We start from the raw sequence: 23,009 nt of genomic DNA on the forward strand, positions 1-23,009 counted from the left end.
TTTGAACATTCATCCGATTTTTTCTCCTTTCATAATTCCTGCACAGCACGCCATGATTTTTTCTTGATCAAACTCCTTCCGGGTAAACTCTCCAGTCAATTTCCCTTCACTCATGACTATTATCCGATCACAAATTCCAAACAGTTCAGGCATCTCTGAGGAAATAACAATGACAGACTTACCACTACTTGCAAAATCGGCAATAATTTTATAGATTTCAGCTTTAGCACCTATGTCGATTCCTCTAGTTGGTTCATCCAATATTAAAATATCTGGGTTATTAATAAGCCATTTAGCGATAACAATTTTTTGCTGATTACCTCCGCTTAGATTCTTTACCGCAATGTTACGGTTAGGAGTTTTTATTTTTAATGATTGGATTTGTTCATCTACCACATTGTTTTCTTTTTTTTGAGAAATGATATTTTTAAAGATTGAAAATTTTTGTAAATTAACTAAAGTTATATTATCTCTGACCGAACCTGTTAAATTTAAGCCTGTTTGTTTTCTATCCTCTGTTACTAAAGCGATTCCATTGTTGATAGCCTGTTTCGGGTGCTTATGGACTACCTTTTTTTGATTAATATATATTTCACCACTATGTGGAGGGGATACCCCAAAAATACTTTCCACCACTTCCGTTCGTCCTGCACCTACAAGACCTGCAATTCCAATCACTTCTCCCTTGTTAAGGGTGAATGAGATATTTTCAAAACTGCCTTTACGGCTAAGGTTTTTCACTTCCATGAAGACGGTTTTATTATTGGCCGTTTTTGATTGATAGACATTCTTTAATTCTCTTCCCACCATTAGTGAAATAAGTTGATCATGATTTAGCTCTGCAGCTGGTTTACTATCGATAAAACAGCCGTCTCTTAAAACAGTAATCTCATCAGCAATTTTAAAAATTTCATTCATTTTATGGGAAATATAAATAATAGATTTCCCTTGGGATGTGAGCATTTTGATAATCTCAAACAATTTTCCAACTTCTATTTCTGTAATTGCTGAAGTTGGTTCATCCATAACGATTATATCTGCATTATTCGAAACCGCTTTCACAATTTCAACCATTTGTCTATCTGAGACGGATAAAACAGACATCTTTTTATCTGGATCCAAATCAATCTTATATTGACTAAAAAGTTTAAGAGCTCTTACTGTCTGTTCCTTCTTGTTTATTATCTTAGACTTGCCCAAGCATGGTTCTCTTCCAAGAAAGAGATTATCCGCAACGGTTAGTTCGGAAATAAAACTTAACTCCTGATGAATCATACTGATTCCATAATGCAAAGCCTCTCTGGGATTGGCAAATCCCACTTTGTTCCCCTTTAAAAATAGCTCACCCGAATCCGGTTTATAAATTCCAGCAAGGATTTTCATAAGAGTGGATTTCCCTGCACCATTTTCTCCCATCAGTGCATGAACTGCCCCCTTTCTCACAAAAAGAGAGACATTATCAAGAGCTTTCACACCAGGGAAAGACTTGGAAATTCCTTTCATTTCAAGAGCGTATACCTTCTTTTCTTTCATTAAAAACTTTCACCTCTGCTTTAGTTTTTAAATTTTGCAATAACTCTGACTATTGAAATATTACTATCACCATAGTGTTAAAACAATTAACTATCGTGCTGAAATGTCAAAAAAACTATAATATCTTGCTACCCGGTTCAATTTCATTTCACTTTTGAAAGGGGTAAAAACGTGGTAACTATCATAAATAAGGGAAAGGGCCAAAGAAATTTCAAATAAGCTTCTATTTACAATTAAGCATATTGATATAAAATGATAAAAAAGCAAAGAATTCAAATCTACTAACCTGCAAAAATAATCTTCACTATATTGTTATTTACAACTGAAAAACTATAATATCTTGCTACAGACAAAAATTATTTTGGAAAAGTAAATAAGATAGGGGGGATGATCATGAAGAGCTCAAACAACAAAGATTATGATGTGGAGTATTTAAATACACCTTTAAAATTCAAGAAACCCCCAGTACTTGCATACGCTGGGCAGGTTGGTGGTAATCCTAATTGGAACTTTCCCAGCCACAAGCATGATGATTTAAGTGAAATTATTTATATTTGTGAAGGAGAGGGAACTTTTATTATTCATAATAAAAGTTATACTGCGAAAAAAGGAGATATTCTCGTATACAATGCGGGGATCATCCATGAGGAATACTCAAATCCTTCTAATCCCCTCATTACTTATTTTTGTGGGATTTCCAATTTAGCAATTGAGCAATTAAAAGAACTTTGTATCATCCCATTTCAATTCGAACCGGTGATTCGCAAAAATCAATACTCTGATCAAATTGGGAACTATTTTTCACATATATTTGAAGAATCCTCTCTCAAAGGTGATGGATATGAAATCATTTGCCAAGGTTTATTAACTTCTTCCATTGCTTTAATACACCGTGCTCTAAAATTGCAAAACTTTAAGAGTGAAACACAGGATTCCAATACACTTGCCCATCGAATTAAAGAATTTATTGATAAAAATTATAAAAAGAATTTAAAGCTAGAAGACATTGCCGACGCACTATTTATAAACAAGTATTATCTATCCCATGTATTCAAAGAGCAGATGCAGATGACGCCGATTAATTACCTGATCAATCGGCGAATCGGAGAAGCTAAGAACCTTTTGGTATCAACCGAGTTAAAAATAGGGGAAATTGCGAGGATTATGGGTTATGATAACACCAATTACTTTACGTTACTTTTTAAAAAGATGACTGGTGAAACACCCAGACAATTTAAAGAGAACCATAAAAAAAATCTATACTATCTTAAGAATCCTTAAAATATTCCTTCATACAATATGCCGTTACATCTGTCTAACGTCAGAAATTAATATAGTCCTGCTTATGTATGTAAAAAAACCGAAAATATAAAGTTTCGAAATGAAACTTTAATTTTTTCGGTTTTTTAAGTTATCGATTATTGGTCCTGCTATGGTTGTATCATACCGTGCTTTCCTCCTCTAAAATGGTATCAACGTGTTTCTTAGCCTTAGACCTTCCATCTGCGACAAGAATGGCTGAATACAAAACCAATGCAATTCCTAACACCTGCCATCCCCGTAGTTGTTCCCCCAGAAAAAGTACTCCAGTTCCTACTGCAATGATAGGTTCAATCGTTGCTAAAATGGACGCTTTACTAGCTTCTAAATACTTTAGTCCTGAAGTATACAAAACAAAAGCTGCAACCGTTGATACTAGAGCTAACAACACCGCTGCCACCCAAACATCAGCATATTGAAATTGATCAGTCTTTTTAATTATGTCACTTGTCAATAACATGAATATACTCGTATAAAGAAATGTGTACGTTGTAATGGTCCATGCAGAATACCTTTGGGTTACAGGTTTACTGAAAATACTGTACAACGCATAACAAAATCCAGATAAAATCCCCATGACCAAGGTTTTCATTTGTATACCTTCTTGGCCTAGTGGCAGCAGGCCTACAACAAAGGCACAACCTGTAATAGCAAGAGCAAGTGCCCACCCTTTACGAATAGTCAGGGACTCCTTAAAAAAGAGCCGAGACAGGATGGTTACAAACAGAGGACCTGTATATAAAAGTGTTACTGCAAGGGATAAACTCGATTGAGAAAAAACTTCAAAATAAAAAAAATTAAATAAAGCGACACTTAAAATTCCTGCACAAGCGAAAAAAATATGATCTTTTAATCTAGTACGTAATTGATCCCGATAAAATACTGTCATAACTAGGATTAGGATAACAAAGGTAAAAATACCACGAATGGCAACTACGTCCCAAGCCGTGAATCCGCGAGCATACAAAGGGGCAATAAATAAACCAATAAGTCCCCAACATACCGCACCTGCAATTGTAATAATGTAAACTCTTATACTCGATAGTTTTTCCATTTTTGCACCTCTTATTTCCCAAGGAAATGACTCCGATTAATCACTTCGCCGTTTACCCTGTCAAATCCTTTTAATAAACAATAATTGCAATTTACCTTTCCAAAAAGCCATTTCGATCAAATACTAAACGTATTAATTAAAGAAGATAGTGGAAAAATAAATCTTGTCTACCATATTTTGCATATAAACTAGGTTGCTAAAGAGGGAAATGATATTGGATTGGAAAAAACGAATGAGAAAAGTTCTTTTTAAAACCTCCGACAAGAAATTACCGCTGGAACAGACTGATGAAAAGGCACTTACCGCCCAAGATAATCTTTCCAATAGTTTACAGGAAAACATCAGTGCTCTGAAATCCATCTACAGCAAATGTCCAGATGTGATTTTCCGAACGTTTTTGATAGGAAATTCGCAAAAAGCTGTACTTATTTATATTGAAGGGCTATCAAATATTGAAGAAATGGATAAGAATGTGTTGTCCGCACTTATTAATCTTGAATCAGAAAATTGGTTAGATTATTCTGTTCTGGAAAATCTTCCGGTTTCAAATATAAAGCAAGTAAATAAGATTCAAGATGTGATTAATCAAATATCAACAGGAAACCCCGTTGTTTTAATTGATCAACATTCTCAGGGTGTCACGTTGGGATTAGCCAAATGGGAAAAACGTTCCATTGAAGAGCCTAGTGCCGAATCCGTTGTTCGTGGTCCGAGAGATGGTTTTACAGAAACTTTAAGTGTTAATATTTCACTTTTGCGTAGAAAATTAAAGAGCCCCGATTTAAAAATGTTCTCTATGAACATTGGACGTTACAGTCAAACTCAAGTTGTTGTTATGTATATTGACGGACTTGTGGACCAAACGCTGCTTGAAGAAATCAACAACCGATTAAGTCGTATCGATGTTGACGGTATATTGGAAAGTGGCTATATCGAAGAGTTTATTGAGGATTATCCTTTTTCTCCTTTTCCACAAGTTTTAAATACCGAACGACCAGATGTATCTTCTGCAAATTTGTTAGAAGGCAGAGTAGTTATTTTAGTTGATGGAACTCCATTCACAATTATTGCACCCATCACCTTTTATTCATTATTTCAAGCTGCAGAGGATTATTATCAACGTTTTTTGATGGGAACTTTAGTACGGTGGCTGCGATATGCATTTTTACTGATTGCTTTATTGCTGCCGTCTACATATGTGGCAATCCTTACTTTTCATCAAGAAATGGTCCCAACAACGCTATTGATAAGCGTTGCTAAATCAAGGGAAGAAATACCCTTCCCAGCCTTAATAGAAGCTCTTATTATGGAAGTTACATTCGAAGCATTACGTGAGGCGGGTCTCCGTTTACCAAAGCAAATTGGCTCTGCCGTTAGCATAGTTGGTGCATTGGTAATTGGACAGGCTGCCGTGTCAGCAGGACTCGTTTCAGCTCCGATGGTGATGGTGGTAGCAATCACAGGGATTGCCTCCTTTTCAATTCCCCGTTATAATGCAGCGATTGCCATACGCATGCTTCGTTTTCCCATCATGTTTATGGCAGGAACAATAGGACTGCTTGGGATCATGCTTAGTCTAATAACAATTATTATTCATTTAAGTACGATTCGTTCATTCGGAGTACCATATTTAGGACCGATGGCACCAATGAAAGGAAATGAGATGAAAGATGTTTTAATAAGGGCACCATGGTGGTCTTTGAAGAAGCGTCCTCGTTTAACAGGTTCCGGAAACACAAACCGCCAATCCTATGGACAAAAGCCAGGTCCCGCCCAAGAAGATGAACAGGAGATGAACAAGACATGATAGAAAAAGGAAAAATTTCTGGCTCTCAAATGGCAATTATGATGAATCCAGCTATTTTTGCAACAGTTTTACTATTAGTACCTGCCATTACCGCGAAACACGCAAAGCAGGATATGTGGTTATCACCGATTTGGTCATCTCTTATGGGATTTTTGGCTGTCTTTTTAGCTTATAAACTAAATAGGATATATCCCAAGAATACCCTTATCGAATATTGTGAACTTATTTTAGGAAAAGTCTTAGGAAAAATTCTTGGAGCTCTATACTTATTTTTTTATTTCCATATTACTGGCATTATTGTTCGTGAATATGGTGAATTTGTTTCGGGTACATTTCTTCCACATACTCCCATGCTTTTTATTTTTGGCACTATGATTTTGGTATGCTCTTTTGCGGTTTATGGTGGACTTGAAGTAATAGGCAGATGTTCTGAAATGATAGTCCCAGTTGTGCTTTTTTTGTATCTAGTGATTTTTATCATGCTTTTAAAAGATTTAGACATTCGGAATATGTTTCCACTTATGGCAAATGGATTAGCACCTTCTATTAAAGGGTCCATTGTTCCGCAAAGTTGGTTTAGCGAGTATATTCTCATTGCTTTCTTCTTACCTTATTTAACCAATCGAGAAAAAGGGTTGAAATGGGGATTAATCTCAGTCGCAAGTGTTATGTTCTTTATAGTTCTGACCAATTTTACTTCCCTTTTATTATTCGGAAATCTAACATCAACATTGACTTATCCAGTCATGATAGCGACACAATACATTAGTATTGCTGAATTTTTGGAACATCTGGAAGCGATTGTAATGGCTATTTGGGTTGCAGGAACATTTATCAAAATTACAGTCTTTTATTATGCTTTAACTCTAGGAACTGCCCAATGGCTTAAGTTATCAGATTTTCGCCCGCTTGTGTTTCCAATTGGATTTTTGTTAATTTCTTTTGGGGCATGGTCAGCACCTAGTTTACAAGAACTTTCTCATTTTCTTAGCACTTCAGCACCATTTTATTTACTTTCATTACAAATTATCGTTCCATTCATTCTCCTCATTATTGCTTTAATTCGCAATAAATTTCTGCGAAAAAAAGAGACGGCGACAGGATGAGCAACGAAAGTTTACAAACTATAAAGAAAATATTAGCTCTAGTTTTCATAAATATTATGGTTCTGCTTTTATCTGGCTGCTGGGATAGAAAAGAGGTAAATGACTTGGGGTTAGTAACGGCAGCAGGCATTGATAAAATATCAGATAAAACCATTGAGCTTTCTGTGCTTCTCTATATCCCTAAAAGTGCAGGCAGCGGACAAAGTATGAATGGAGGAAGCGAAGTAGGCGATGCCCAGACTTTAGTTAGGTCCGCAAAAGGGGTAACTATAGCTGAAGCCATGTCAAAACTTCAGGAAAAATTGCCACGTCATATTTTTTGGGGGCATACAGAAGTATTCATCTTCAATGAAAAGTTAGCAAAGAAGGGTCTTCTAAAACACGTTGATTTTATTATTCGGCATCCCCAACTACGTGAAAGGTCACAACTATTTATTTCTAAACAAAAAGCAAAAGAAGTATTGAGCTTGCTTCCACCTTTGGAACGGGACCTAGCATCTGTTCTTCGTGAATTAGAATCCCTAAAGGTAGGGATGGAAGTAACCGTCAAAGATTTTGCATTAATGGTGTTGAGTGAATCTGGAGATTCTGCTGTTCCTTGGATCAAGATGTTACCTCCCGAAGGAGGAAAAAAGAAAAAAGAAACGATTGCTTACATTGCAGGTACCGCTATATTCCAAAAAGATAAGATGGTTGGTAAAATTGATGATTCCATCACTAGAGGGGTTCTGTGGCTTCGAAATGATATTAGGCTGGCAACTGTAACCGTTAAACCAAAAGGAGCTAACGGATATGTCTCGTTGAGTTTACAGAATGCATCATCAAAATTAATCCCAAAGGTTGATAATGGAAAGTGGAAAGTGTTACTTAAAGCTAACGCAGAAGCTGATATCGTTCAAAATACAACTCAATTAGATATGACGAATATTGAAGTGATAAAAAACTTACAACACCTGTTAAAAAAGGAAGTTGAAAACAGAGTGAAACTCGCATTAGTTCATGTCCAGAAAGATATGAAAGCAGATATTTTTGGTTTTGGTGATACATTTAACAGAAAATACCCTGATTTGTGGAAAAGGGACAAATATCGTTGGAATGAAATCTTTCAAAATATTGAAGTAACAATTGACCTGGACATTAAAATACGCAGACAGGGAATGAACTCAGTGCTTTCTGCCATTATTCCAGAAGAGGTGAAACAAAAATGAGATGGGGTCCTTTATTTGGAAGTACGTTTATTGTTCTTTGTATGACGCTTTTCCAATGGAAAAAATTAAATCGCAATCAAAAAAAGGAGAAAGCAGCATTCGTCAGCTTGACGATTTTGGGATGGCTGCTAATGAATTTACTGTTCACTTTCCCAAATATCCCAGGACCTACTGAAATGATCGATTCCATATATAAACCTCTTGGGAATCTGTTGGAATAGAAAAAGCTAAACTTGACTGTATTGGTATTTAACCTGGCTTTAGAAACGCAAAATGGACTCCTAACGTGACCATTGTGTGACTTTCGCAAAAAAATCACCTTCATTTGAAGGTGATTTTTTCGATGATCTGGGTGGGGATTGAACCCACGACCCCTTGCCTGTCAAGCAAGTGCTCTCCCCCTGAGCTACCAAATCGTATTATAAAATTTTTCATGACCCCATCCCTGTCAAGGATGTATTCTCACACTGAACTTTCAGATCAATATATTAAGTACAAATATAATTATAATAAAATTTATAAGAATGTCAATATCTTTTTCTCTCCATTTGTAAAGAGCTACTCGCCACAATTAACCAAACAGAACATTAGTTCTACCAATCTTGAATAAAGAACAAACGTTTGGATATAATAATATTATAAACCAAGAAAGGCGTGATCCAGATGGAAGGACTGTTTATGCGTTCAATTGAGGAAAATATTCCATTAGAAATGATTTACCTTGCCGATAACCAAGAATTATCCCAACGGAAATTGATTGTGAAGGAAATGAATGACGAATATATTCGCGCCTTTTGTCTGCTTCGAAAACAAATGCGCACCTTCAAACGTGAAAATATCCTATCCATTATGCCTGAATCCCGTACTAACCACCGCTATCTTCACTAATTCTCAAACCCACATTCACACCATATTCCTCCCCCCTATTATTAAAAGCATTTCCACTTTAGTTTTGTTATAATGCAGTGGTAGAGATCGAATCACAGGGGGTTTTATCACATGGAGTTTCCAAAAGGAACCATCAAAGAACTTACCATTTATAGTGCAGAACTTGGAGAGGATGTTAAACTCCTTATTTATCTGCCAGCAAACTTCTCATCGTTATATAAATACTCGCTGTTAATCGCCCAGGATGGCCGAGACTATTTTCAGCTTGGTAGAATCGCGCGATTGGCAGACGAGTTTCTTTTTCAAAGAGAAATTGAAAATTTAATCATTGTCGGGGTACCCTATAAAGATGTAGAAGACCGCCGCAAGAAATATCATCCCAATGGCTCTCAGAATCAACAATACATCCGGTTCCTAGCACATGAATTAGTTCCATTTCTTGACCAAGAGTTTCCTACCTATCAAATGGGCTCAACAAGAGCACTAATCGGCGATTCCCTTGGCGGTGCTGTCTCTTTAATGACTGCGTTTCAATACCCGCATACATTTGGAAAAGTCCTTTTACACTCTCCATATGTGGATGATAGTATTTTGAGCGCCGTTAAAAACTTCTCAGAGGGACAGTTATTACAACTCTATCATGTAATCGGGAATCAAGAAACGGAAGTTCAGACAACAGACGGCAGTCTTAAAGATTTCCTAACCCCGAACAGGGAGCTTTCAAAAATAATTTCAGAGAAACCCATTACATATTTTTATGAAGAGTTTAGTGGTAATCATACCTGGACCTACTGGCAGCCTGATTTACGGCGCGCCCTTAAAATGTTGTTTTAATTAACCCCTATCAACATCTTGATAAGTCATTTAATATATTTTGAAAATTTGCTATAATATTAGGAAGGTTAATTTTTGTTTTTATTATAAAGGCTGTGTTAGAGGTTAAAGTTGATTTTTAGCACTCTGTTGATTGGAGTGGAAGGCACGAAGACTCCTGCGGGAGTACGGGGCAGGGGAGACCCCGCAGGAGCAAAGCGACGAGGAGGCTCCCCGGCACGCCCGCGGAAAGCGAAGTGCCTGGAACGGAAATCAACAGACAAGTTTAACACAGCCATTATAAGTTCATCTAAATGGAGGTATACGTATGAAATTTGGAGTTGTTATTTTTCCATCAAAAAAACTACAGGATTTAGCTAATTCCTATCGAAAACGTTATGACCCGCATTATGCTTTAATTACGCCGCATCTAACATTAAAAGATGCATTTGAGGCGTCCGAAGAAGAAGCGAAAGAATATGCTGATAAATTAAGAAGATTAGCTGCCCATCACCAGGCATTTACACTAAAAACTTCGAAAATCAGCTCATTTAAACCCGTAAACAATGTTATTTATTTTAAAGTTGAAAAATCGGACGAACTAACCGCTTTGCATAACGAAGTTAATCAAGAATTTACCGAGCAAAACTTAGAATATGCATTTGTTCCGCATATTACCATTGGTCAACAGCTTTCCAATGATGAACATTCTGATGTATTTGGCTCCCTCCGTATGACAGCGATTAACCATGAAGAAACGATTGACCGTTTCCATCTTCTTTATCAATTAGAAAATGGTTCCTGGACTGTTTATGAAACATTTCGTCTTGGAAAGGAATAGTTTAAGTGAATGTAAAGATTGTTGAAAATCAAAAAGAACTTGAAGATGCTTATTTTATTAGGAAAACTGTTTTCGTTGAAGAACAGGCTGTCCCACTTGAAGAGGAAATCGACTCCTTTGAAAACGATGCAAAACATTTTGTCATGTACCATGAAGGATCTCCAGTTGGTGCTGGCCGCTTTCGTTTCGTTGATGGCTATGGAAAAGTCGAACGAATCTGTGTCTTGAAAGAGGCAAGAAAAACAGGGGCCGGAAAAGCGATTATGAATAAGATTGAAGCCTATGCACGTGACAACGATATTCATCAATTAAAGCTTAATGCCCAAACCCAGGCCATTCCATTTTACTCGGGACTTGGTTACGAAGTTGTTTCAGAAGAATTTATGGATGCAGGAATTCCACATAAGACGATGGTGAAAAAAATATAACCTCATGAAGCACTTGACGCGGCAGCGTTAAGTGCTTTTTTGGTAATTCCATCAATGTCAAAGAACCTCTTTTAGTTCCTCCAAGGTTTTGATATGATAGAACATGTCTTGATTTTTGGATATAGAGGATAAAAAATTATGAAAACAGCGATTTATCAAAATCAGAATATTGTCCTTGAGCAATTAAGCAGGGAGCAATATCAGAAAATATTTCTTGCCGGAAAAAATGGTCATTTAAGTTGTCCAATCTGTAACGAAAACGTTCGCTTGTTTTTAGGTATACACAAGGAACCACATTTTTTCCATACACATTCACCTGAAAAACATTGTCCAGAGCCCGAAATCGTGATCGATGTCAAGGCTGATATACAACCAACCACTGAATTGAATGGATTTAGCATCCCAAAGGGTAGGACGATTACAATACCCCCGCAAAGCATTGACCAATTCAAAGCCGCTAAAACGATTGAATATTCTGTTCCATTTAACCTGCCAGATAAAAACAATCTGGAGGAACTCTCACCTTTTTTACAACAACTTGCAGGAAGTGGAGTTGTTCTTGATGAAAGTCAGGCTGCCGCTGTCAAAGAGACGGATGGCTCACTGTTGGTACTTGCTGGTGCCGGAAGTGGTAAAACTCGGGTATTAACAGTCCGAACAGCATTTATGCTGGCTGAAAAACTCATCGACCCGAAGACGATCATGCTTGTCACTTTCACATCAAAAGCGGCAGCAGAAATGAAGCATCGGCTGCTTTCCTATCCACAAATAAAACGCGATAAAATTAATCAACTTGTTACTGGTACTTTTCACAGTATTTTTTATCGCATCCTGATGTTCCACGACGCACATAATTGGTCATCAGACAAACTATTAAAAAAAGAATGGCAGCGTGACAAAATCCTGAAGGAAGCAGGAAAAGAACTTGATCTGTCTGAAAAAGAGTTTGCCTATGATTTAGCTCTTCAGCAAATCGGCCTATGGAAGAACTCTCTGTTAATGCCCGATGAAGTGAAGCCCAATTCTGATTGGGAAGAAAAAACCGCCTTTTTATATAAAAAATATGAGGCCTATAAGAAAAAAGAGGGACTGTTTGATTTTGATGATATGTTGATTGGCTGCTATCATCTGTTTATCTCATCCCCCTCCCTGCTTGACCAGTACCAAAATCGTTTTCATCATTTTTTAATTGATGAGTTTCAGGATATAAATAAGGTTCAATACGAACTCATTAAACTATTATCTGCAAAACATAAAAATGTTTGTGCAGTTGGAGATGATGATCAAGCCATTTATTCATTTAGAGGAAGTGACCCAAGTTATTTACTACAGTTTGAAAAGGATTTTCCCAATGCAAAAATGGTCACACTTGATCAAAATTATCGATCTTCACATGAAATTGTTTCCTCTGCTAACCAGATGATTGCGGCGAATAAAATCAGAAGAGCAAAGAAAATGAAGGCACAGTTTTCTTCAGAAGCACTTCCAAAGTTATTTTTTCCCTTTAATGAAGAGGAAGAAGCAACGATGGTTGTCACCGATATACAAGAGCGTATTTCTAATGGAGCAAACCCTTCCGACTTTGCCATTCTTTATCGAACAAATGCCGGCTCGCGTGCGGTGTTTGAAAGATTGGCCGGCTCTAACCTTCCATTTAAGATTGATCTAGATGCTGAAGCTTTTTACGATCGTTATATTGTTAGAAGCGCCCTTTCCTTTCTAAAGGTAAGCCTAAATGAGGATGACCCACAGGCTATGTCTGAGGTATTACCTTTGTTATTTCTAAGGCAAACGGTCCTTAAAGAATTAAAAGCACAAAGCATCTTGAAGGATTGCAGTCTGCTTGAAGCGCTTAGCCACTTAACTACCGCTCATGCTTTTCAAGAAAAAAAATTAAAAAAAGCGGTCACGATTATTCGGGGATTGAAGCATTCATCCCCACACTCAGCACTTGAAAAAGTCGAAAAAGATATAGGCTTCCTTGATTTTTTAAAAAAACGGGGTAACGAGTCAAATAAGCTTGAAAAAGGCTCTGACGATCTAAAAGACTTAAAAGTGGCTGCAAAAAGCTTCGATAAAATTGAAGCGTTCCTTGCTCATGCAGAACATATGTCGGCAATGAACAAAGAAATTAAAAATTTAAGTAAACATTTTCATGAAGCTATTAGTCTTAGTACGATTCACCGCTCAAAAGGTCTCGAATATAAAACGGTTTATATTGTCGGTGCTGTCGACGGCAGTTTACCGCACGATTTTGCACTGGAAGCGTATCGAAATGGCGACTTTACTGCACTTGAAGAAGAAAGAAGATTATTTTACGTAGCGATGACTCGAGCTAAAGATCAGCTTTTTATCTCCGTTCCAGAAAATAGACGAGGCAAAAAGGCACATCGCTCGCGCTTTATAGCGCCCCTTAATAAAAAGAAGAAGACCACTTCCTAATTTAGGAAGGAGGTCTTCTTCTTTTTATTTTTTATTAATCATATTAGAGATTGTATTAAGATCCAGTTGCTTTCCATCATTAATAATGGATTTAACAATTTGATCTTCCATTTCTTGACTTACCGGTTTATTTGCAATTTGAGAAACACGACGAATTACATTGCGGACAGTTTTTTCATCCTGAAAATTGGCGTTTTGTAATGAATTAGCTAATTCAAAGATATCTTTCATATTCACGCCTGTTTTCTTTTCAATGTTTTTAAAAAATCCATTATCCATATTCAAAGATCACGCTCCTTCATAAACTACTTCTATTGTATGAAGGATGGGTAATTTGGTGAATGAAATTGGAAAAGCGTACGTGCCTCTAGGCACTATTCAGTAAAAAAAGTGAAAGGGCTGGCTTCTTTTCCAGGCCAACCCATTTCCCTGCAGCAAGCACTACCTATTAATAGAAGCTTGCACCAACGATGATTAAAAGGATGAATAATACGACGATTAATACAAAAGTTGAACCGTAGCCAAATCCACCGCCGTAACCGTAACCACAGCCGCCATATCCAAACATAGAATGTCACCTCACTTCTGTAATCTCATTAATAACATATGAAATTACATTCTACTGTGTGTAGGCGCGCCATCTATTTCAGTAAATTGGATTCAAAAATGTTTAGTTTAACCCTTAGGTTTAAATATTAATGCACCGATAAATCCGAAAATAATCGCTGCTGAAACACCAGAGCTGGTCACTTGAAACATCCCAGTCAACACGCCAATTAGGCCATGTTTCTCTGCATCCTGCATGGCTCCATGAACTAAGGAATTACCAAAACTGGTAATTGGAATGGTAGCACCAGCCCCAGCAAAGTCAACGAGTGGTTCATAAAGTCCGAAACCATCTAATACAGCGCCAATTACCACGAGCAAACTCAGTGTATGACCAGGAGTAAGCTTTGCAACATCAAATAAAAGCTGCCCAATTACGCAGATTAGCCCGCCAATTACAAATGCCCAAAAAAACATTGCTAACATAGGATCACCCCTTATCTTCGTTCATTTCAATAGCAACCGCATGTGCAATACATGGAATGGATTCGTTTTGCTGAAAGCTGAGCGGGGACAGCAATGCACCTGTTGCGACTACTAAAATCCGTTTATATGTACCCTTTTTCAATTGGTTCAATAAATGTCCGTACAAGACTGTTGCTGAGCATCCAGCCCCACTTCCTCCAGACTGCACCGGCTGATCATCCTTATACATTAATAACCCGCAATCTTGGAATTGTCCTCGTTCTAATTCGAGTCCACTTTTGTTTATTAATTCAAAGGCTGTATCATGACCGACCCTGCCTAAGTCTCCTGTAACAATCAAATCATAATAGGAGGGGTCTAATTGCAAATCACGGAAATGAGCAATAATGGTATCGGCTGCGGCAGGAGCCATCGCCCCTCCCATATTAAAGGGATCTGTTAATCCCATATCAATCACTTTTCCGATCGTAGCCGCGGTTGTAACCGGAAATACCTGCCCAGGTTCATTAGGCTGCACAAGTGCCACGCCTGCTCCTGTTATCGTCCATTGTGCAGTCGGCGGTTTTTGACCTCCATACTCGGTTGGGTAGCGAAACTGTTTTTCTACCGCTGCATTATGGCTCGATGCACCTGTCAGGACGTAATTTGCTCCCTGGTAATTTACAACAAATGAAGCCAGGGCCAACCCTTCCATGGATGTAGAACATGCACCAAATAGACCGAAATAAGGAATCTGCATGGTTCTTGCGGCAAAACTTGTTGGTGTTATTTGATTAATTAAATCTCCAGCAAATAAAAATTGGATCTGTTCCTTTTCCATATTTCTTTTATTTAATGCTGTTTTAATCGCCTCTTCTAATAGTAACCGGTGTGCTTTTTCATATGTTTCCTTCCCCATCCATAAGTCTTCATATAGTAAATCGAAATCCTCTGCTAAATTACCATTGGCTTCAAACGGTCCACCAGTAACTCCGGTAGAAGTGATCATAGGCCGATTTGTAAAAATCCATGATTGGTGCCCTTTTAACAATTACAATACCCCCCAAATCACCAGCAGGGTCTTAATCAGTGCCACAACAAATGCCGAGAAAACACCGAAGAGTATGACTGACCCTGCAAGCTTAAACATATTTCCACCCACTCCTAAAACAAAGCCTTCTGTTCGATGCTCTATTGCTGCAGAGATTACTGCATTTCCGAAGCCTGTAACGGGCACAGCACTCCCTGCCCCTGCAAATTGTCCAAGTCGATCGTATACTCCAAATCCAGTTAGTAACATAGACAAAAATACCATGGTTGCTACCGTTGGATTTCCTACACTCTGTTCAGTAAAATCAAAATAATAAATATAAAAATAACTGATGGCTTGACCGATCACACATATTATACCGCCAACAAAAAATGCTTTTATACAGTTCTTCAGAACAGGTCGTTTAATTTCATGCTTCTGTTGAAGTTGTTGATAGTTGCGCTGCTGGGGTGTCATATTTTTTTGTTTACTCGTTGCCATCTATTTTCTTCCTTTCTTACTTCAATTCTTTTGTCATCTTAACGATTTCGTTAAAACGTTTTTCAGCTTTCTTGCCTGTATATTTTGAGGATTTCATTTTCTCATCAAGTCTGACTGTTTCTAGAAAAATTTTATAGTCACTTGAGATTGTAAAGTTTTCATCTGGATATTTTCGTTCCAGCATTTTGTTGATATTTTTTTCAATTTTTTTCATTTTAAATCGATATAAATGTTTAACTTTATAAACAACTAGTGTATCTTTCTTTCCTTCCACAACAGCCACATCATATAATTCTGGAAACGAGCTGACATCCTGCTCAATGTCTTTAATCTGATCTTTACTTTTATTCTTTTGTGTTACGATTGGACTAGGATTCGTTTTTTTCATAAGTGTTAATTGGCTATCCGTAACCTGTTGGTTTTGGTCACAGGAGGAAAGTAACATTAAACAAGCAAGTAAAACCCATCGATGAGTAGCTCTCATATGATTCCCATCCCTTGTTCCATTTTATATTTACCGCTACTATATAGTTTTTTCGACAATGATTAAAATTATGAGGAATAACTTTTATTTTATCTTTTGTTTAAGAAAAAATAAAAAACTGCCAGCTAATCTGACAGTTCCTCTTACTTACTTTGAAGTTTTTTTCCCGCAGCCACAACCTGTTCCTTTTTGCTTTATTGATTTTGATGGTTGATACATGTTAGTTGATTGTGACGATTGAATTGATTGTGAATACTCAGTTGATTGAGCTCTCCTTTTCTTTTGACTCATGATACTCTCTCCCTCGCTCTTAATACTATGTCCACTGCTATAGAATATGAACAACCTATAATCCTTGTCTCAGCGAAAAACACTATTTTTCGATAAAAAACTGCACAATCGACTCCATTATGGATGCACATCCCGCAACCGCCAAAATTAAGATAATTGGAAACGAAAAGTCCGGGAATAACATTGATAAACAAACAATTCCAATGGAAGTCCATATTCCTGTACACCAATAACAGCTAATAAGTTCTCCAAAAAATTTTTTAACTCCCTTATCTTTCGGTACGTAATAAACTTCCATTTCTCCGTACTCATTTTTTTCTTTTATTTCATTGAAAAACGGAACCCGAATAAACTCGGTAATCTTATCAAAAACAAGTAACCTTGTCAGCCTAAAGCTCGCCAGCGATAGTAGAAGTAAGTTTAATAAGGTTATTTTCATTTTAGAGGATCCTTTCAAAGAGCTTTTCTTAGCCTAATTTGCTTAAATAAGGCGATTGTCCGTGTCCCAAGAGTGCTCTGTGAAATATGTTAGTATTGTAAGATAAATATCGGAATAAGGAGGAAAAATAAATGGGTTGTGGAAATAATCATGATTTTCGTCACGGGAATTGCGTTTGTGAAGTCGTTCGTGCCATTAAGGACATCCAGGACAATGCAGTTGAAGAAGACGAATGCCCTGAGTGTTCCAGTTGTTTTGCTGAGCCCCTCGGGTCATTGGTGTCTCCCGTAAGGAGAGATCCTGTCGATACTCGCGTATTTGTATTAAGTACTGCAGATGGCTCTCCATTCCATGCATTCTTTAGTAACGAAAATAATGCATGTGTGTCTATCTACTTCCGTGTAGAAGATGTATTTGATAATTGTTGCGCTACACTTCGTGTGTTAGTACCAGGACGCCGCGAAGGTGGTACTTTCTGTCCAGTTAACTTGGTTTCAGGTGGAGATAAATGCTGTATCAACCTTGATAAAGTTTGTCAAGTTGAACGTTTCCGCGCAAGTAACGACTGTATTACAGTTGACTTAAGCTGCTTCTGTGCAGTGCAATGTATTGCTGATGTAAACTTAGGAATTTGTAACTAAAAATGTAGCCAGTCGGTAAAACGGCTGGCTTTTTTATGTTCCAACTATTTCCCTATCCCAATCAAGAGGATATTTGTAAGTTCATGTACGGGCACAGTTTTAGTTGTTTTATCATGAAAGCGAATGGTCACATCTTGACCATCGTAATCGATCAGATACCCTTGATAATTATTTTCCTCCGTAACAAAAACACATGGAGCAGGCGGGAGGACCTTCGGATAGTTCTTTAAATATTCTATGCGTTCTTCTATACTCATTTCTTTAAAAGGCTTAACCCGCTTAAAAGATGTAAGCTGCCTTTTTTGAGGTGGTTTAGATGCTGTACCCTGTGAATTCTTGTGTGGTTTTGTAGATGGATTCTCTATTTTAGATCCTATCTCTTTTTTTGCGAGAGAAATTTCTTTATTATTATTTTCTTCATTTAACGGCATTTCTTTCTCTATGTCCACTAGTAGTTCCTGTTTTGCAGTGAATATGTCCTGCATGTTCATGGCAGGAGTTCTTGAAAACGGTTGATGTATATAGAGTAGTGGTCCATTGCTCTTTTTTGTCGACATGCTCAGTACCTCCATTTACGTAATCCTACAATTATATTTATGCGGAATGCCTAATCGCGTTCATACGAAAACTAAGAAATTTCTACATAAAAAGGCCCGCATTATTTGCGGGCCTTCAAAATTATAGGATATGGTATCCAGAATCAACGTGAATGTTTTCTCCAGTAATTCCTCTTGATAGATCACTGAAAAGAAACACGGCAGTGTCTCCCACTTCTTCTGGAGTGGTTGCTCGGCGTAATGGAGCTCTTTCTTCAATTTCTTTTAAGATGGAATTAAAATCACTTATTCCTTTTGCGGATAAGGTACGAATTGGACCTGCAGAAATCGAATTAACACGAATGTTTTCTTTACCAAGGTCTGCAGCTAAGTAACGAACACTAGCATCAAGAGAAGCTTTAGCTACTCCCATAACATTATAGTTCTGGATGGCACGTTCTCCGCCTAAGTATGTCAATGTGACAATACTTCCTCCCTCAGTCATTAATCCTCTTGCTTCTTTCGCTACAGCTGTTAAGGAATATGAGCTGATATTGTGAGCGAGCAAAAAGCCCTCTCTAGTTGTGCTTAAATACTCCCCGCTAAGTTCTTCTTTATTTGCAAATGCGATGCAGTGTGCTACTCCATGAATGGAACCAACTGATTCTTTGATTTCAGCAAAGCATCTTGCAACTTCTTCATCGTTTGTTACATCACATGGTAAAACAATTGTCCCTTCGGCTTCTAACGAACCTGCCAGTTCTCGGACACTGCTTTCTAACCTTTCACCTGCATATGTAAAAATTAATCTTGCTCCTGCATTGTGCAATGAGCGGGCAATTCCCCACGCGATACTGCGTTTATTGGCTACACCCATTACTACGTATGTTTTTCCAGATAATGAAAGGTTCATATAAAAAAGTCCTCCTACAATTACACATGATATTAGTACTTGGTACTAATTTTACACTAATTTGTCATAAATGAAAAGTTTCCCTTTTTCAAAAATAAATTCAGGTTTCGCAGAATTCCAATTCTCTTTTCAACTCATCAACATATTCCTTCGAGCCTGTAACGATTAAACGGTCATTCATCTCTAGTTCTGTATCTCCATGCGGAACGATGGAATCCTTTCCCCGAAAAATTCGGACAAAAATAATATCGCCCGTAAACGGAAACCTCCTTATTGACATCCCATCAAATTGGCTATTCAGCATGACAATTTCATAAAGTCCTGTCTCTTGATTGGTAAGTATATTGATTAGGGTTGGAGATTCAATCAATGCCCGAAGTAATACTTTTGTCGACATAAATGTAGAAAATACCTCTACATTATGTCCTCGTAAGTTTTCCTCTACATCTGGACTTTCAATTCGCGCAATAACCCTAGATACTCCCCTTTCTTTCGCAACAACGGACAATGCTGCATTCACCTTCTCATCACCAGTTGATAATACGACAACTTCTGATTGAAAGACTTTTGTATTCTCCAACGTTTCGAGTGAATAATCTTGAATTTCAACGATATCAAATAGTGAATCGGCAATTTGTTTTTCTGATTTCTCCATTCGGGTATGATAAAGGATTGGATCATACAGTCCTGACTTTAATTCTCGTGAAACAGGCATTGTTGTCTGATTGGCACCTAAGAATGCTATACTAACTGTTTTATTTGCAACCACTTCTTTAGGAAATAACTTTTTAAAAACAATGGGTGTAAAAATAGAGGTGATTACTGCCACTAAAATTAGTGTTCCACTCATCTCCGCTGATATGACTTCTAGTCTTTCTCCAATTGTAGCAGCCGCAATGACCAGTGAAAGAGTAGAAGTAAGCAAAAAGCCAGACGCAATGACCGTTTTCAAATCATACCAAATTTTTAATAAGTAAACTGGTAAGAGTTTTGAAAAAAGCAACCCTACTAATAAAAGCGGTATTAATAACAAAAGCCTTTTTTCACTAAAAAGCGACCAAACATCTAAATTTACTCCTACCATCACAAAAAAGATAGGAATCAAGAAGCCATACCCAAAAGAATCTAACTTATGTATAAGCTCTTGGTTGGGTGCTAACAGGGATACAAGTACTCCTGCTAGAAAGGCTCCTAAGATATTTTCAGCACCCACGGTTTCAGAAAGCCCCACTAAAACAATAATTAGTGTAAAAACTGCCCTGGTTCCAATTTGGACGGTCCCCGTTGACAAAGATTCAATAAATGTACGATTTTTAAATCTTTTTCCAAGAAAATAAAGAACGATACCAGCCGCAAACAAAATAAGTAACAGCCACGTATTCCCATGTCCTGATTCATTTAACGAAACAAACACAGCGAGTAAAATCATGGTCACTAAATCTGCAATGACCGCAACCAATAAAATAATTTGGCCGATTACAGTTTTCATCAAATGGGCCTCTTTCAAGGTTGGAACCACTACACCCAAAGATATCGTCGAAATGATTAGCGTCATTAAAAAGGCATTTTCAATAAAACCTGCCATGACAAAGACAATGGATAGACCGAGAGAGAAGATAAAAACCCCTGAAAAGATTAGTGACGCCACAACAAATGAATTGGGCTCCTTTTTCCCATTTGGAAGCACCTTACGCTTATTTCCTCCAGCAAAAGCTTTAAAATCGATTTCAAGACCGCTTAAAAACATAAGAAAAATAAAACCAAGTGTTGATAAGGTGGAAAGCCAAATATCTTTATGAACTACATCGAAACCACTCTTCCCTATGACAAGTCCCATAATTATTTCAGCGACCACTACAGGGATAAAATTCAATTTAAATCGATGTAAAAAAATCGGGGTGATAAATGCCATTGTTACTACAATTAATAAAGAAATAACTGAAACATTTTGCTCCATATTATGACTCCCTTCATTCATTAGGTAGGAATTCTTTTTATAAAATCCAACGCTTCGACTAAAAATATGGTGGACAAGGAGTTGATCCAATGAAAATTGATGTAATCGGTGATATCCATGGATGTTTAGCAGAATTTAAGGAACTCACCTTAAAGCTTGGCTATAAATGGGAAAATGGAATCCCCCTTCACGAAAACAGAGTACTTGGTTTTTTAGGTGATTTAACAGACCGTGGACCTGCTTCACTACATGTAATCGAAATTGTTTGGCAGTTGGTGATGAAAGAAAAAAAGGCTTACTATACACCAGGGAATCATTGTAATAAGTTATATCGTTTCTTCCTAGGCAACAAAGTTCAGATTGCACATGGGCTAGAAACAACCGTTGCTGAGTATGAATCATTATATAAAAAAGAACAGCAATCCATTCGAAAAAAATTTATTGAACTCTACGAAAACGCTCCACTCTATTTAGTATTAGACAACAAGAAGCTTGTTATCGCGCATGCAGGGATTAAACAAGAATTTATCGGACAATCCCATGGAAAAGTTAAGGATTTTGTTCTTTACGGGGATATCACAGGGAAAAAGCACCCGGATGGTTCTCCAATTCGAAGGGATTGGGCAAAGGAGTATCATGGTGAGCCATGTATCATTTATGGTCATACGCCAGTTAAAGAGCCAAGGTACATAAATAATACGTACAATATTGATACTGGCGCTGTCTTTGGCGGAAAACTTACGGCCTTAAGATATCCCGAAATGGAATTGGTGTCAGTTACATCTACTATGCCATATGTGGAGGAAAAATTTAAACAATTTGATTAGGAGTATTTCTAATACACAAAAAAGGCTGCCTCTTAATCAAGCAGGTCAGCCTCTAATAAGTTCAACATATCTTTAGGTAATGGAGCAGTAAATATCATTTCATCGTTTAAAAATGGGTGAATAAAGGATATTTTTTTACAATGTAGTGCCTGACGATTTATTTGTGATACATCTCCTCCATATAAATCGTCTCCAAGTAAGGGATGCTTCAAAAAAGACAAATGAACTCTAATTTGATGGGTTCGCCCCGAGTCAAGCGTAAGTTCCAAATGCGTAAACCCATTATATCTCGCAAGAACCTGATAATGAGTACAAGCATATTTTCCATCCTTACGAACTTCCCTCTCAATGATACTGTCATCTTTACGGCCAATAGGAGCCACTATCGTATCATTATCTTGTTGCATTTCCCCCTCAGCGAAAGCCTCATATGTCCGCTTAACTTGACCGCTCTGCTGCATTAAACTAAACAAATGATGTACATGACGGTGTTTAGCAATCAGGACAATTCCTGAAGTATCCCTGTCGAGCCGTGTGACAATGTGCGTAGTAGCTTGTAGACCACAACGTTGATAATAGCCAATCAGCGCATTTGCCAAACTGCCTGCAGGATGTTCCCGCGACGGAATCGTGTTCATTCCTGCTGGTTTATTCACTACCAACAAATACTCATCTTCATAAAGAATCGGTAAAGGAATATTTTCACCAGAAAGCCCCTCGCTCGGACTTTCACTGGGAAAAATCACCGTTAATTTATCTCTCCATGCTAAACGATATCGGACGTTTACTTCTTTTCCATTTACTAGGATATTACCACCTTTGAACTTTATATCTGTTAAAGCTGTTCGAGAAATTTCTTTCTCTTTTAAAAATTCCCTAACCAATTTTCCTTCATTGCTCTCACCAATGACCCACTTCATTTGAAATTGCTGAGACATT

27 protein-coding genes and 1 tRNA gene are annotated in these 23,009 nt (G+C 37.4%); 13 read left to right on the forward strand and 15 right to left on the reverse strand.

Annotation, left to right across the window (positions count from 1 at the left end; genetic code table 11):
- Positions 1-9: 9 nt before the first annotated feature.
- A complete protein-coding gene (locus M3610_RS02910; RefSeq protein WP_251456423.1) occupies positions 10-1,533 on the reverse strand; it encodes a sugar ABC transporter ATP-binding protein in 1,524 nt (507 codons plus the stop codon).
- A 393-nt stretch (positions 1,534-1,926) separates the two neighbouring features.
- Between M3610_RS02910 and M3610_RS02915 the strand changes: the two genes are divergently transcribed.
- Positions 1,927-2,814 (forward strand): AraC family transcriptional regulator, encoded by an 888-nt coding sequence (locus M3610_RS02915; RefSeq protein WP_251456425.1) that lies wholly within the window; start codon positions 1,927-1,929, stop codon positions 2,812-2,814.
- A 160-nt stretch (positions 2,815-2,974) separates the two neighbouring features.
- Here M3610_RS02915 and M3610_RS02920 read toward each other — a convergent pair whose 3' ends face one another.
- Complete coding sequence (locus tag M3610_RS02920; protein WP_251456427.1) at positions 2,975-3,907, reverse strand: DMT family transporter; 933 nt, start codon at positions 3,905-3,907, stop codon at positions 2,975-2,977.
- Positions 3,908-4,115: 208 nt separating this feature from the next.
- Between M3610_RS02920 and M3610_RS02925 the strand changes: the two genes are divergently transcribed.
- From M3610_RS02925 to M3610_RS02940, 4 genes are read left to right on the forward strand one after another with little or no spacing between them, the layout of a single operon-like run.
- A complete protein-coding gene (locus M3610_RS02925) occupies positions 4,116-5,714 on the forward strand; it encodes a spore germination protein (protein ID WP_251456429.1) in 1,599 nt (532 codons plus the stop codon).
- Complete coding sequence (locus M3610_RS02930; protein ID WP_251456431.1) at positions 5,711-6,820, forward strand: GerAB/ArcD/ProY family transporter; 1,110 nt, start codon at positions 5,711-5,713, stop codon at positions 6,818-6,820. The genes M3610_RS02925 and M3610_RS02930 overlap by 4 nt, the downstream gene beginning before the upstream one ends.
- Positions 6,817-8,028, forward strand: coding sequence for a Ger(x)C family spore germination protein (locus M3610_RS02935; RefSeq protein WP_285850889.1), 1,212 nt, complete (start codon positions 6,817-6,819; stop codon positions 8,026-8,028). Before M3610_RS02930 ends, M3610_RS02935 begins: the two co-directional genes overlap by 4 nt.
- Positions 8,025-8,249 (forward strand): hypothetical protein, encoded by a 225-nt coding sequence (locus M3610_RS02940; protein ID WP_098572479.1) that lies wholly within the window; start codon positions 8,025-8,027, stop codon positions 8,247-8,249. Before M3610_RS02935 ends, M3610_RS02940 begins: the two co-directional genes overlap by 4 nt.
- A gap of 123 nt (positions 8,250-8,372) precedes the next feature.
- On the opposite strand, the gene M3610_RS02945 is transcribed toward M3610_RS02940, so the two are convergent.
- Positions 8,373-8,444: transfer RNA gene (locus M3610_RS02945), tRNA-Val, on the reverse strand.
- A 262-nt stretch (positions 8,445-8,706) separates the two neighbouring features.
- Here M3610_RS02945 and M3610_RS02950 point away from each other — a divergent pair.
- The 6 genes from M3610_RS02950 to M3610_RS02975 all read left to right on the forward strand — a co-directional run bounded on the left by M3610_RS02950 (position 8,707) and on the right by M3610_RS02975 (position 13,440).
- On the forward strand, positions 8,707-8,916 hold the full coding sequence (locus M3610_RS02950; RefSeq protein WP_251456433.1) for a hypothetical protein: 210 nt from the start codon (positions 8,707-8,709) through the stop codon (positions 8,914-8,916).
- A gap of 111 nt (positions 8,917-9,027) precedes the next feature.
- Positions 9,028-9,750 (forward strand): alpha/beta hydrolase, encoded by a 723-nt coding sequence (locus M3610_RS02955; RefSeq protein ID WP_251456434.1) that lies wholly within the window; start codon positions 9,028-9,030, stop codon positions 9,748-9,750.
- A gap of 111 nt (positions 9,751-9,861) precedes the next feature.
- On the forward strand, positions 9,862-10,110 hold the full coding sequence (locus M3610_RS02960; RefSeq protein ID WP_251456436.1) for a hypothetical protein: 249 nt from the start codon (positions 9,862-9,864) through the stop codon (positions 10,108-10,110).
- Positions 10,058-10,570 (forward strand): YjcG family protein, encoded by a 513-nt coding sequence (locus tag M3610_RS02965; RefSeq protein ID WP_098572476.1) that lies wholly within the window; start codon positions 10,058-10,060, stop codon positions 10,568-10,570. The genes M3610_RS02960 and M3610_RS02965 overlap by 53 nt, the downstream gene beginning before the upstream one ends.
- A 5-nt stretch (positions 10,571-10,575) precedes the next feature.
- A complete protein-coding gene (locus tag M3610_RS02970) occupies positions 10,576-10,998 on the forward strand; it encodes a GNAT family N-acetyltransferase (protein WP_251456438.1) in 423 nt (140 codons plus the stop codon).
- A 138-nt stretch (positions 10,999-11,136) separates the two neighbouring features.
- Positions 11,137-13,440 carry a UvrD-helicase domain-containing protein gene (locus M3610_RS02975; protein WP_251456440.1) on the forward strand — a complete coding sequence of 768 codons (2,304 nt, stop codon included), beginning with the start codon at positions 11,137-11,139 and terminating at the stop codon, positions 13,438-13,440.
- A gap of 24 nt (positions 13,441-13,464) precedes the next feature.
- On the opposite strand, the gene spoVIF is transcribed toward M3610_RS02975, so the two are convergent.
- The 8 genes from spoVIF to M3610_RS03015 form a co-directional block, all read right to left on the reverse strand.
- Positions 13,465-13,719, reverse strand: a complete 255-nt coding sequence (gene spoVIF / locus M3610_RS02980; protein WP_251456753.1) for a sporulation-specific transcription regulator SpoVIF — start codon at positions 13,717-13,719, stop codon at positions 13,465-13,467.
- Positions 13,720-13,888: 169 nt separating this feature from the next.
- Entirely contained in the window at positions 13,889-14,008 is a 120-nt protein-coding gene (locus tag M3610_RS02985; protein ID WP_098572473.1) for a YjcZ family sporulation protein, read from the reverse strand.
- A 107-nt stretch (positions 14,009-14,115) separates the two neighbouring features.
- Positions 14,116-14,472, reverse strand: a complete 357-nt coding sequence (gene spoVAE, locus M3610_RS02990; RefSeq protein WP_026566163.1) for a stage V sporulation protein AE — start codon at positions 14,470-14,472, stop codon at positions 14,116-14,118.
- 4 nt (positions 14,473-14,476) lie between these two features.
- On the reverse strand, positions 14,477-15,502 hold the full coding sequence (spoVAD, locus tag M3610_RS02995; RefSeq protein WP_098572472.1) for a stage V sporulation protein AD: 1,026 nt from the start codon (positions 15,500-15,502) through the stop codon (positions 14,477-14,479).
- Positions 15,503-15,982: a stage V sporulation protein AC gene (gene spoVAC, locus M3610_RS03000; protein ID WP_098572471.1), complete on the reverse strand. Its 480-nt coding sequence runs from the start codon at positions 15,980-15,982 to the stop codon at positions 15,503-15,505.
- 16 nt (positions 15,983-15,998) lie between these two features.
- Positions 15,999-16,466, reverse strand: a complete 468-nt coding sequence (locus tag M3610_RS03005; RefSeq protein WP_098572470.1) for a sporulation protein — start codon at positions 16,464-16,466, stop codon at positions 15,999-16,001.
- A gap of 147 nt (positions 16,467-16,613) precedes the next feature.
- The gene (locus M3610_RS03010; protein ID WP_180230021.1) at positions 16,614-16,757 is read right to left on the reverse strand and encodes a hypothetical protein; all 144 of its coding nucleotides are present in this window, start codon (positions 16,755-16,757) and stop codon (positions 16,614-16,616) included.
- Positions 16,758-16,839: 82 nt separating this feature from the next.
- On the reverse strand, positions 16,840-17,196 hold the full coding sequence (locus tag M3610_RS03015; protein ID WP_098572469.1) for a DUF1360 domain-containing protein: 357 nt from the start codon (positions 17,194-17,196) through the stop codon (positions 16,840-16,842).
- Between the two features lie 131 nt (positions 17,197-17,327).
- Between M3610_RS03015 and M3610_RS03020 the strand changes: the two genes are divergently transcribed.
- Positions 17,328-17,837 (forward strand): CotY/CotZ family spore coat protein, encoded by a 510-nt coding sequence (locus M3610_RS03020; RefSeq protein ID WP_098572468.1) that lies wholly within the window; start codon positions 17,328-17,330, stop codon positions 17,835-17,837.
- Between the two features lie 44 nt (positions 17,838-17,881).
- Here the strand turns inward: M3610_RS03020 and M3610_RS03025 are convergent, their stop codons facing one another.
- The 3 genes from M3610_RS03025 to M3610_RS03035 all read right to left on the reverse strand — a co-directional run bounded on the left by M3610_RS03025 (position 17,882) and on the right by M3610_RS03035 (position 21,243).
- Entirely contained in the window at positions 17,882-18,394 is a 513-nt protein-coding gene (locus M3610_RS03025; protein ID WP_251456442.1) for a CotO family spore coat protein, read from the reverse strand.
- Between the two features lie 121 nt (positions 18,395-18,515).
- Complete coding sequence (gene fabI, locus M3610_RS03030; protein ID WP_251456444.1) at positions 18,516-19,286, reverse strand: enoyl-ACP reductase FabI; 771 nt, start codon at positions 19,284-19,286, stop codon at positions 18,516-18,518.
- 100 nt (positions 19,287-19,386) lie between these two features.
- The gene (locus tag M3610_RS03035) at positions 19,387-21,243 is read right to left on the reverse strand and encodes a monovalent cation:proton antiporter family protein (protein ID WP_251456445.1); all 1,857 of its coding nucleotides are present in this window, start codon (positions 21,241-21,243) and stop codon (positions 19,387-19,389) included.
- Positions 21,244-21,332: 89 nt separating this feature from the next.
- Between M3610_RS03035 and prpE the strand changes: the two genes are divergently transcribed.
- Positions 21,333-22,070 carry a bis(5'-nucleosyl)-tetraphosphatase PrpE gene (gene prpE / locus M3610_RS03040; protein ID WP_098572464.1) on the forward strand — a complete coding sequence of 246 codons (738 nt, stop codon included), beginning with the start codon at positions 21,333-21,335 and terminating at the stop codon, positions 22,068-22,070.
- Between the two features lie 32 nt (positions 22,071-22,102).
- Here prpE and M3610_RS03045 read toward each other — a convergent pair whose 3' ends face one another.
- Positions 22,103-23,008 carry an RluA family pseudouridine synthase gene (locus M3610_RS03045; protein ID WP_251456447.1) on the reverse strand — a complete coding sequence of 302 codons (906 nt, stop codon included), beginning with the start codon at positions 23,006-23,008 and terminating at the stop codon, positions 22,103-22,105.
- Position 23,009: the final 1 nt, after the last annotated feature.

The organism is Neobacillus sp. MER 74 (assembly GCF_023714155.1).

Coding starts and splice junctions, on each gene's coding strand:
- M3610_RS02930 (WP_251456431.1), top strand. CDS start 5,711: ATGATAGAAAAAGGAAAAATTTCTGGCTCTCAAATGGCAATTATGATG.
- spoVIF (WP_251456753.1), bottom strand. CDS start 13,719: ATGGATAATGGATTTTTTAAAAACATTGAAAAGAAAACAGGCGTGAAT.
- spoVAC (WP_098572471.1), bottom strand. CDS start 15,982: ATGGCAACGAGTAAACAAAAAAATATGACACCCCAGCAGCGCAACTAT.
- M3610_RS03045 (WP_251456447.1), bottom strand. CDS start 23,008: ATGTCTCAGCAATTTCAAATGAAGTGGGTCATTGGTGAGAGCAATGAA.
- M3610_RS02910 (WP_251456423.1), bottom strand. CDS start 1,533: ATGAAAGAAAAGAAGGTATACGCTCTTGAAATGAAAGGAATTTCCAAG.
- M3610_RS03020 (WP_098572468.1), top strand. CDS start 17,328: ATGGGTTGTGGAAATAATCATGATTTTCGTCACGGGAATTGCGTTTGT.
- M3610_RS03025 (WP_251456442.1), bottom strand. CDS start 18,394: ATGTCGACAAAAAAGAGCAATGGACCACTACTCTATATACATCAACCG.
- fabI (WP_251456444.1), bottom strand. CDS start 19,286: ATGAACCTTTCATTATCTGGAAAAACATACGTAGTAATGGGTGTAGCC.
- M3610_RS02915 (WP_251456425.1), top strand. CDS start 1,927: ATGAAGAGCTCAAACAACAAAGATTATGATGTGGAGTATTTAAATACA.
- M3610_RS02965 (WP_098572476.1), top strand. CDS start 10,058: ATGAAATTTGGAGTTGTTATTTTTCCATCAAAAAAACTACAGGATTTA.
- M3610_RS03015 (WP_098572469.1), bottom strand. CDS start 17,196: ATGAAAATAACCTTATTAAACTTACTTCTACTATCGCTGGCGAGCTTT.
- M3610_RS03010 (WP_180230021.1), bottom strand. CDS start 16,757: ATGAGTCAAAAGAAAAGGAGAGCTCAATCAACTGAGTATTCACAATCA.
- M3610_RS03005 (WP_098572470.1), bottom strand. CDS start 16,466: ATGAGAGCTACTCATCGATGGGTTTTACTTGCTTGTTTAATGTTACTT.
- M3610_RS02925 (WP_251456429.1), top strand. CDS start 4,116: ATGATATTGGATTGGAAAAAACGAATGAGAAAAGTTCTTTTTAAAACC.
- M3610_RS02950 (WP_251456433.1), top strand. CDS start 8,707: ATGCGTTCAATTGAGGAAAATATTCCATTAGAAATGATTTACCTTGCC.
- M3610_RS02985 (WP_098572473.1), bottom strand. CDS start 14,008: ATGTTTGGATATGGCGGCTGTGGTTACGGTTACGGCGGTGGATTTGGC.
- prpE (WP_098572464.1), top strand. CDS start 21,333: ATGAAAATTGATGTAATCGGTGATATCCATGGATGTTTAGCAGAATTT.
- M3610_RS02920 (WP_251456427.1), bottom strand. CDS start 3,907: ATGGAAAAACTATCGAGTATAAGAGTTTACATTATTACAATTGCAGGT.
- M3610_RS02940 (WP_098572479.1), top strand. CDS start 8,025: ATGAGATGGGGTCCTTTATTTGGAAGTACGTTTATTGTTCTTTGTATG.
- spoVAE (WP_026566163.1), bottom strand. CDS start 14,472: ATGTTAGCAATGTTTTTTTGGGCATTTGTAATTGGCGGGCTAATCTGC.
- M3610_RS02975 (WP_251456440.1), top strand. CDS start 11,137: ATGAAAACAGCGATTTATCAAAATCAGAATATTGTCCTTGAGCAATTA.
- M3610_RS02935 (WP_285850889.1), top strand. CDS start 6,817: ATGAGCAACGAAAGTTTACAAACTATAAAGAAAATATTAGCTCTAGTT.
- M3610_RS03035 (WP_251456445.1), bottom strand. CDS start 21,243: ATGGAGCAAAATGTTTCAGTTATTTCTTTATTAATTGTAGTAACAATG.
- M3610_RS02955 (WP_251456434.1), top strand. CDS start 9,028: ATGGAGTTTCCAAAAGGAACCATCAAAGAACTTACCATTTATAGTGCA.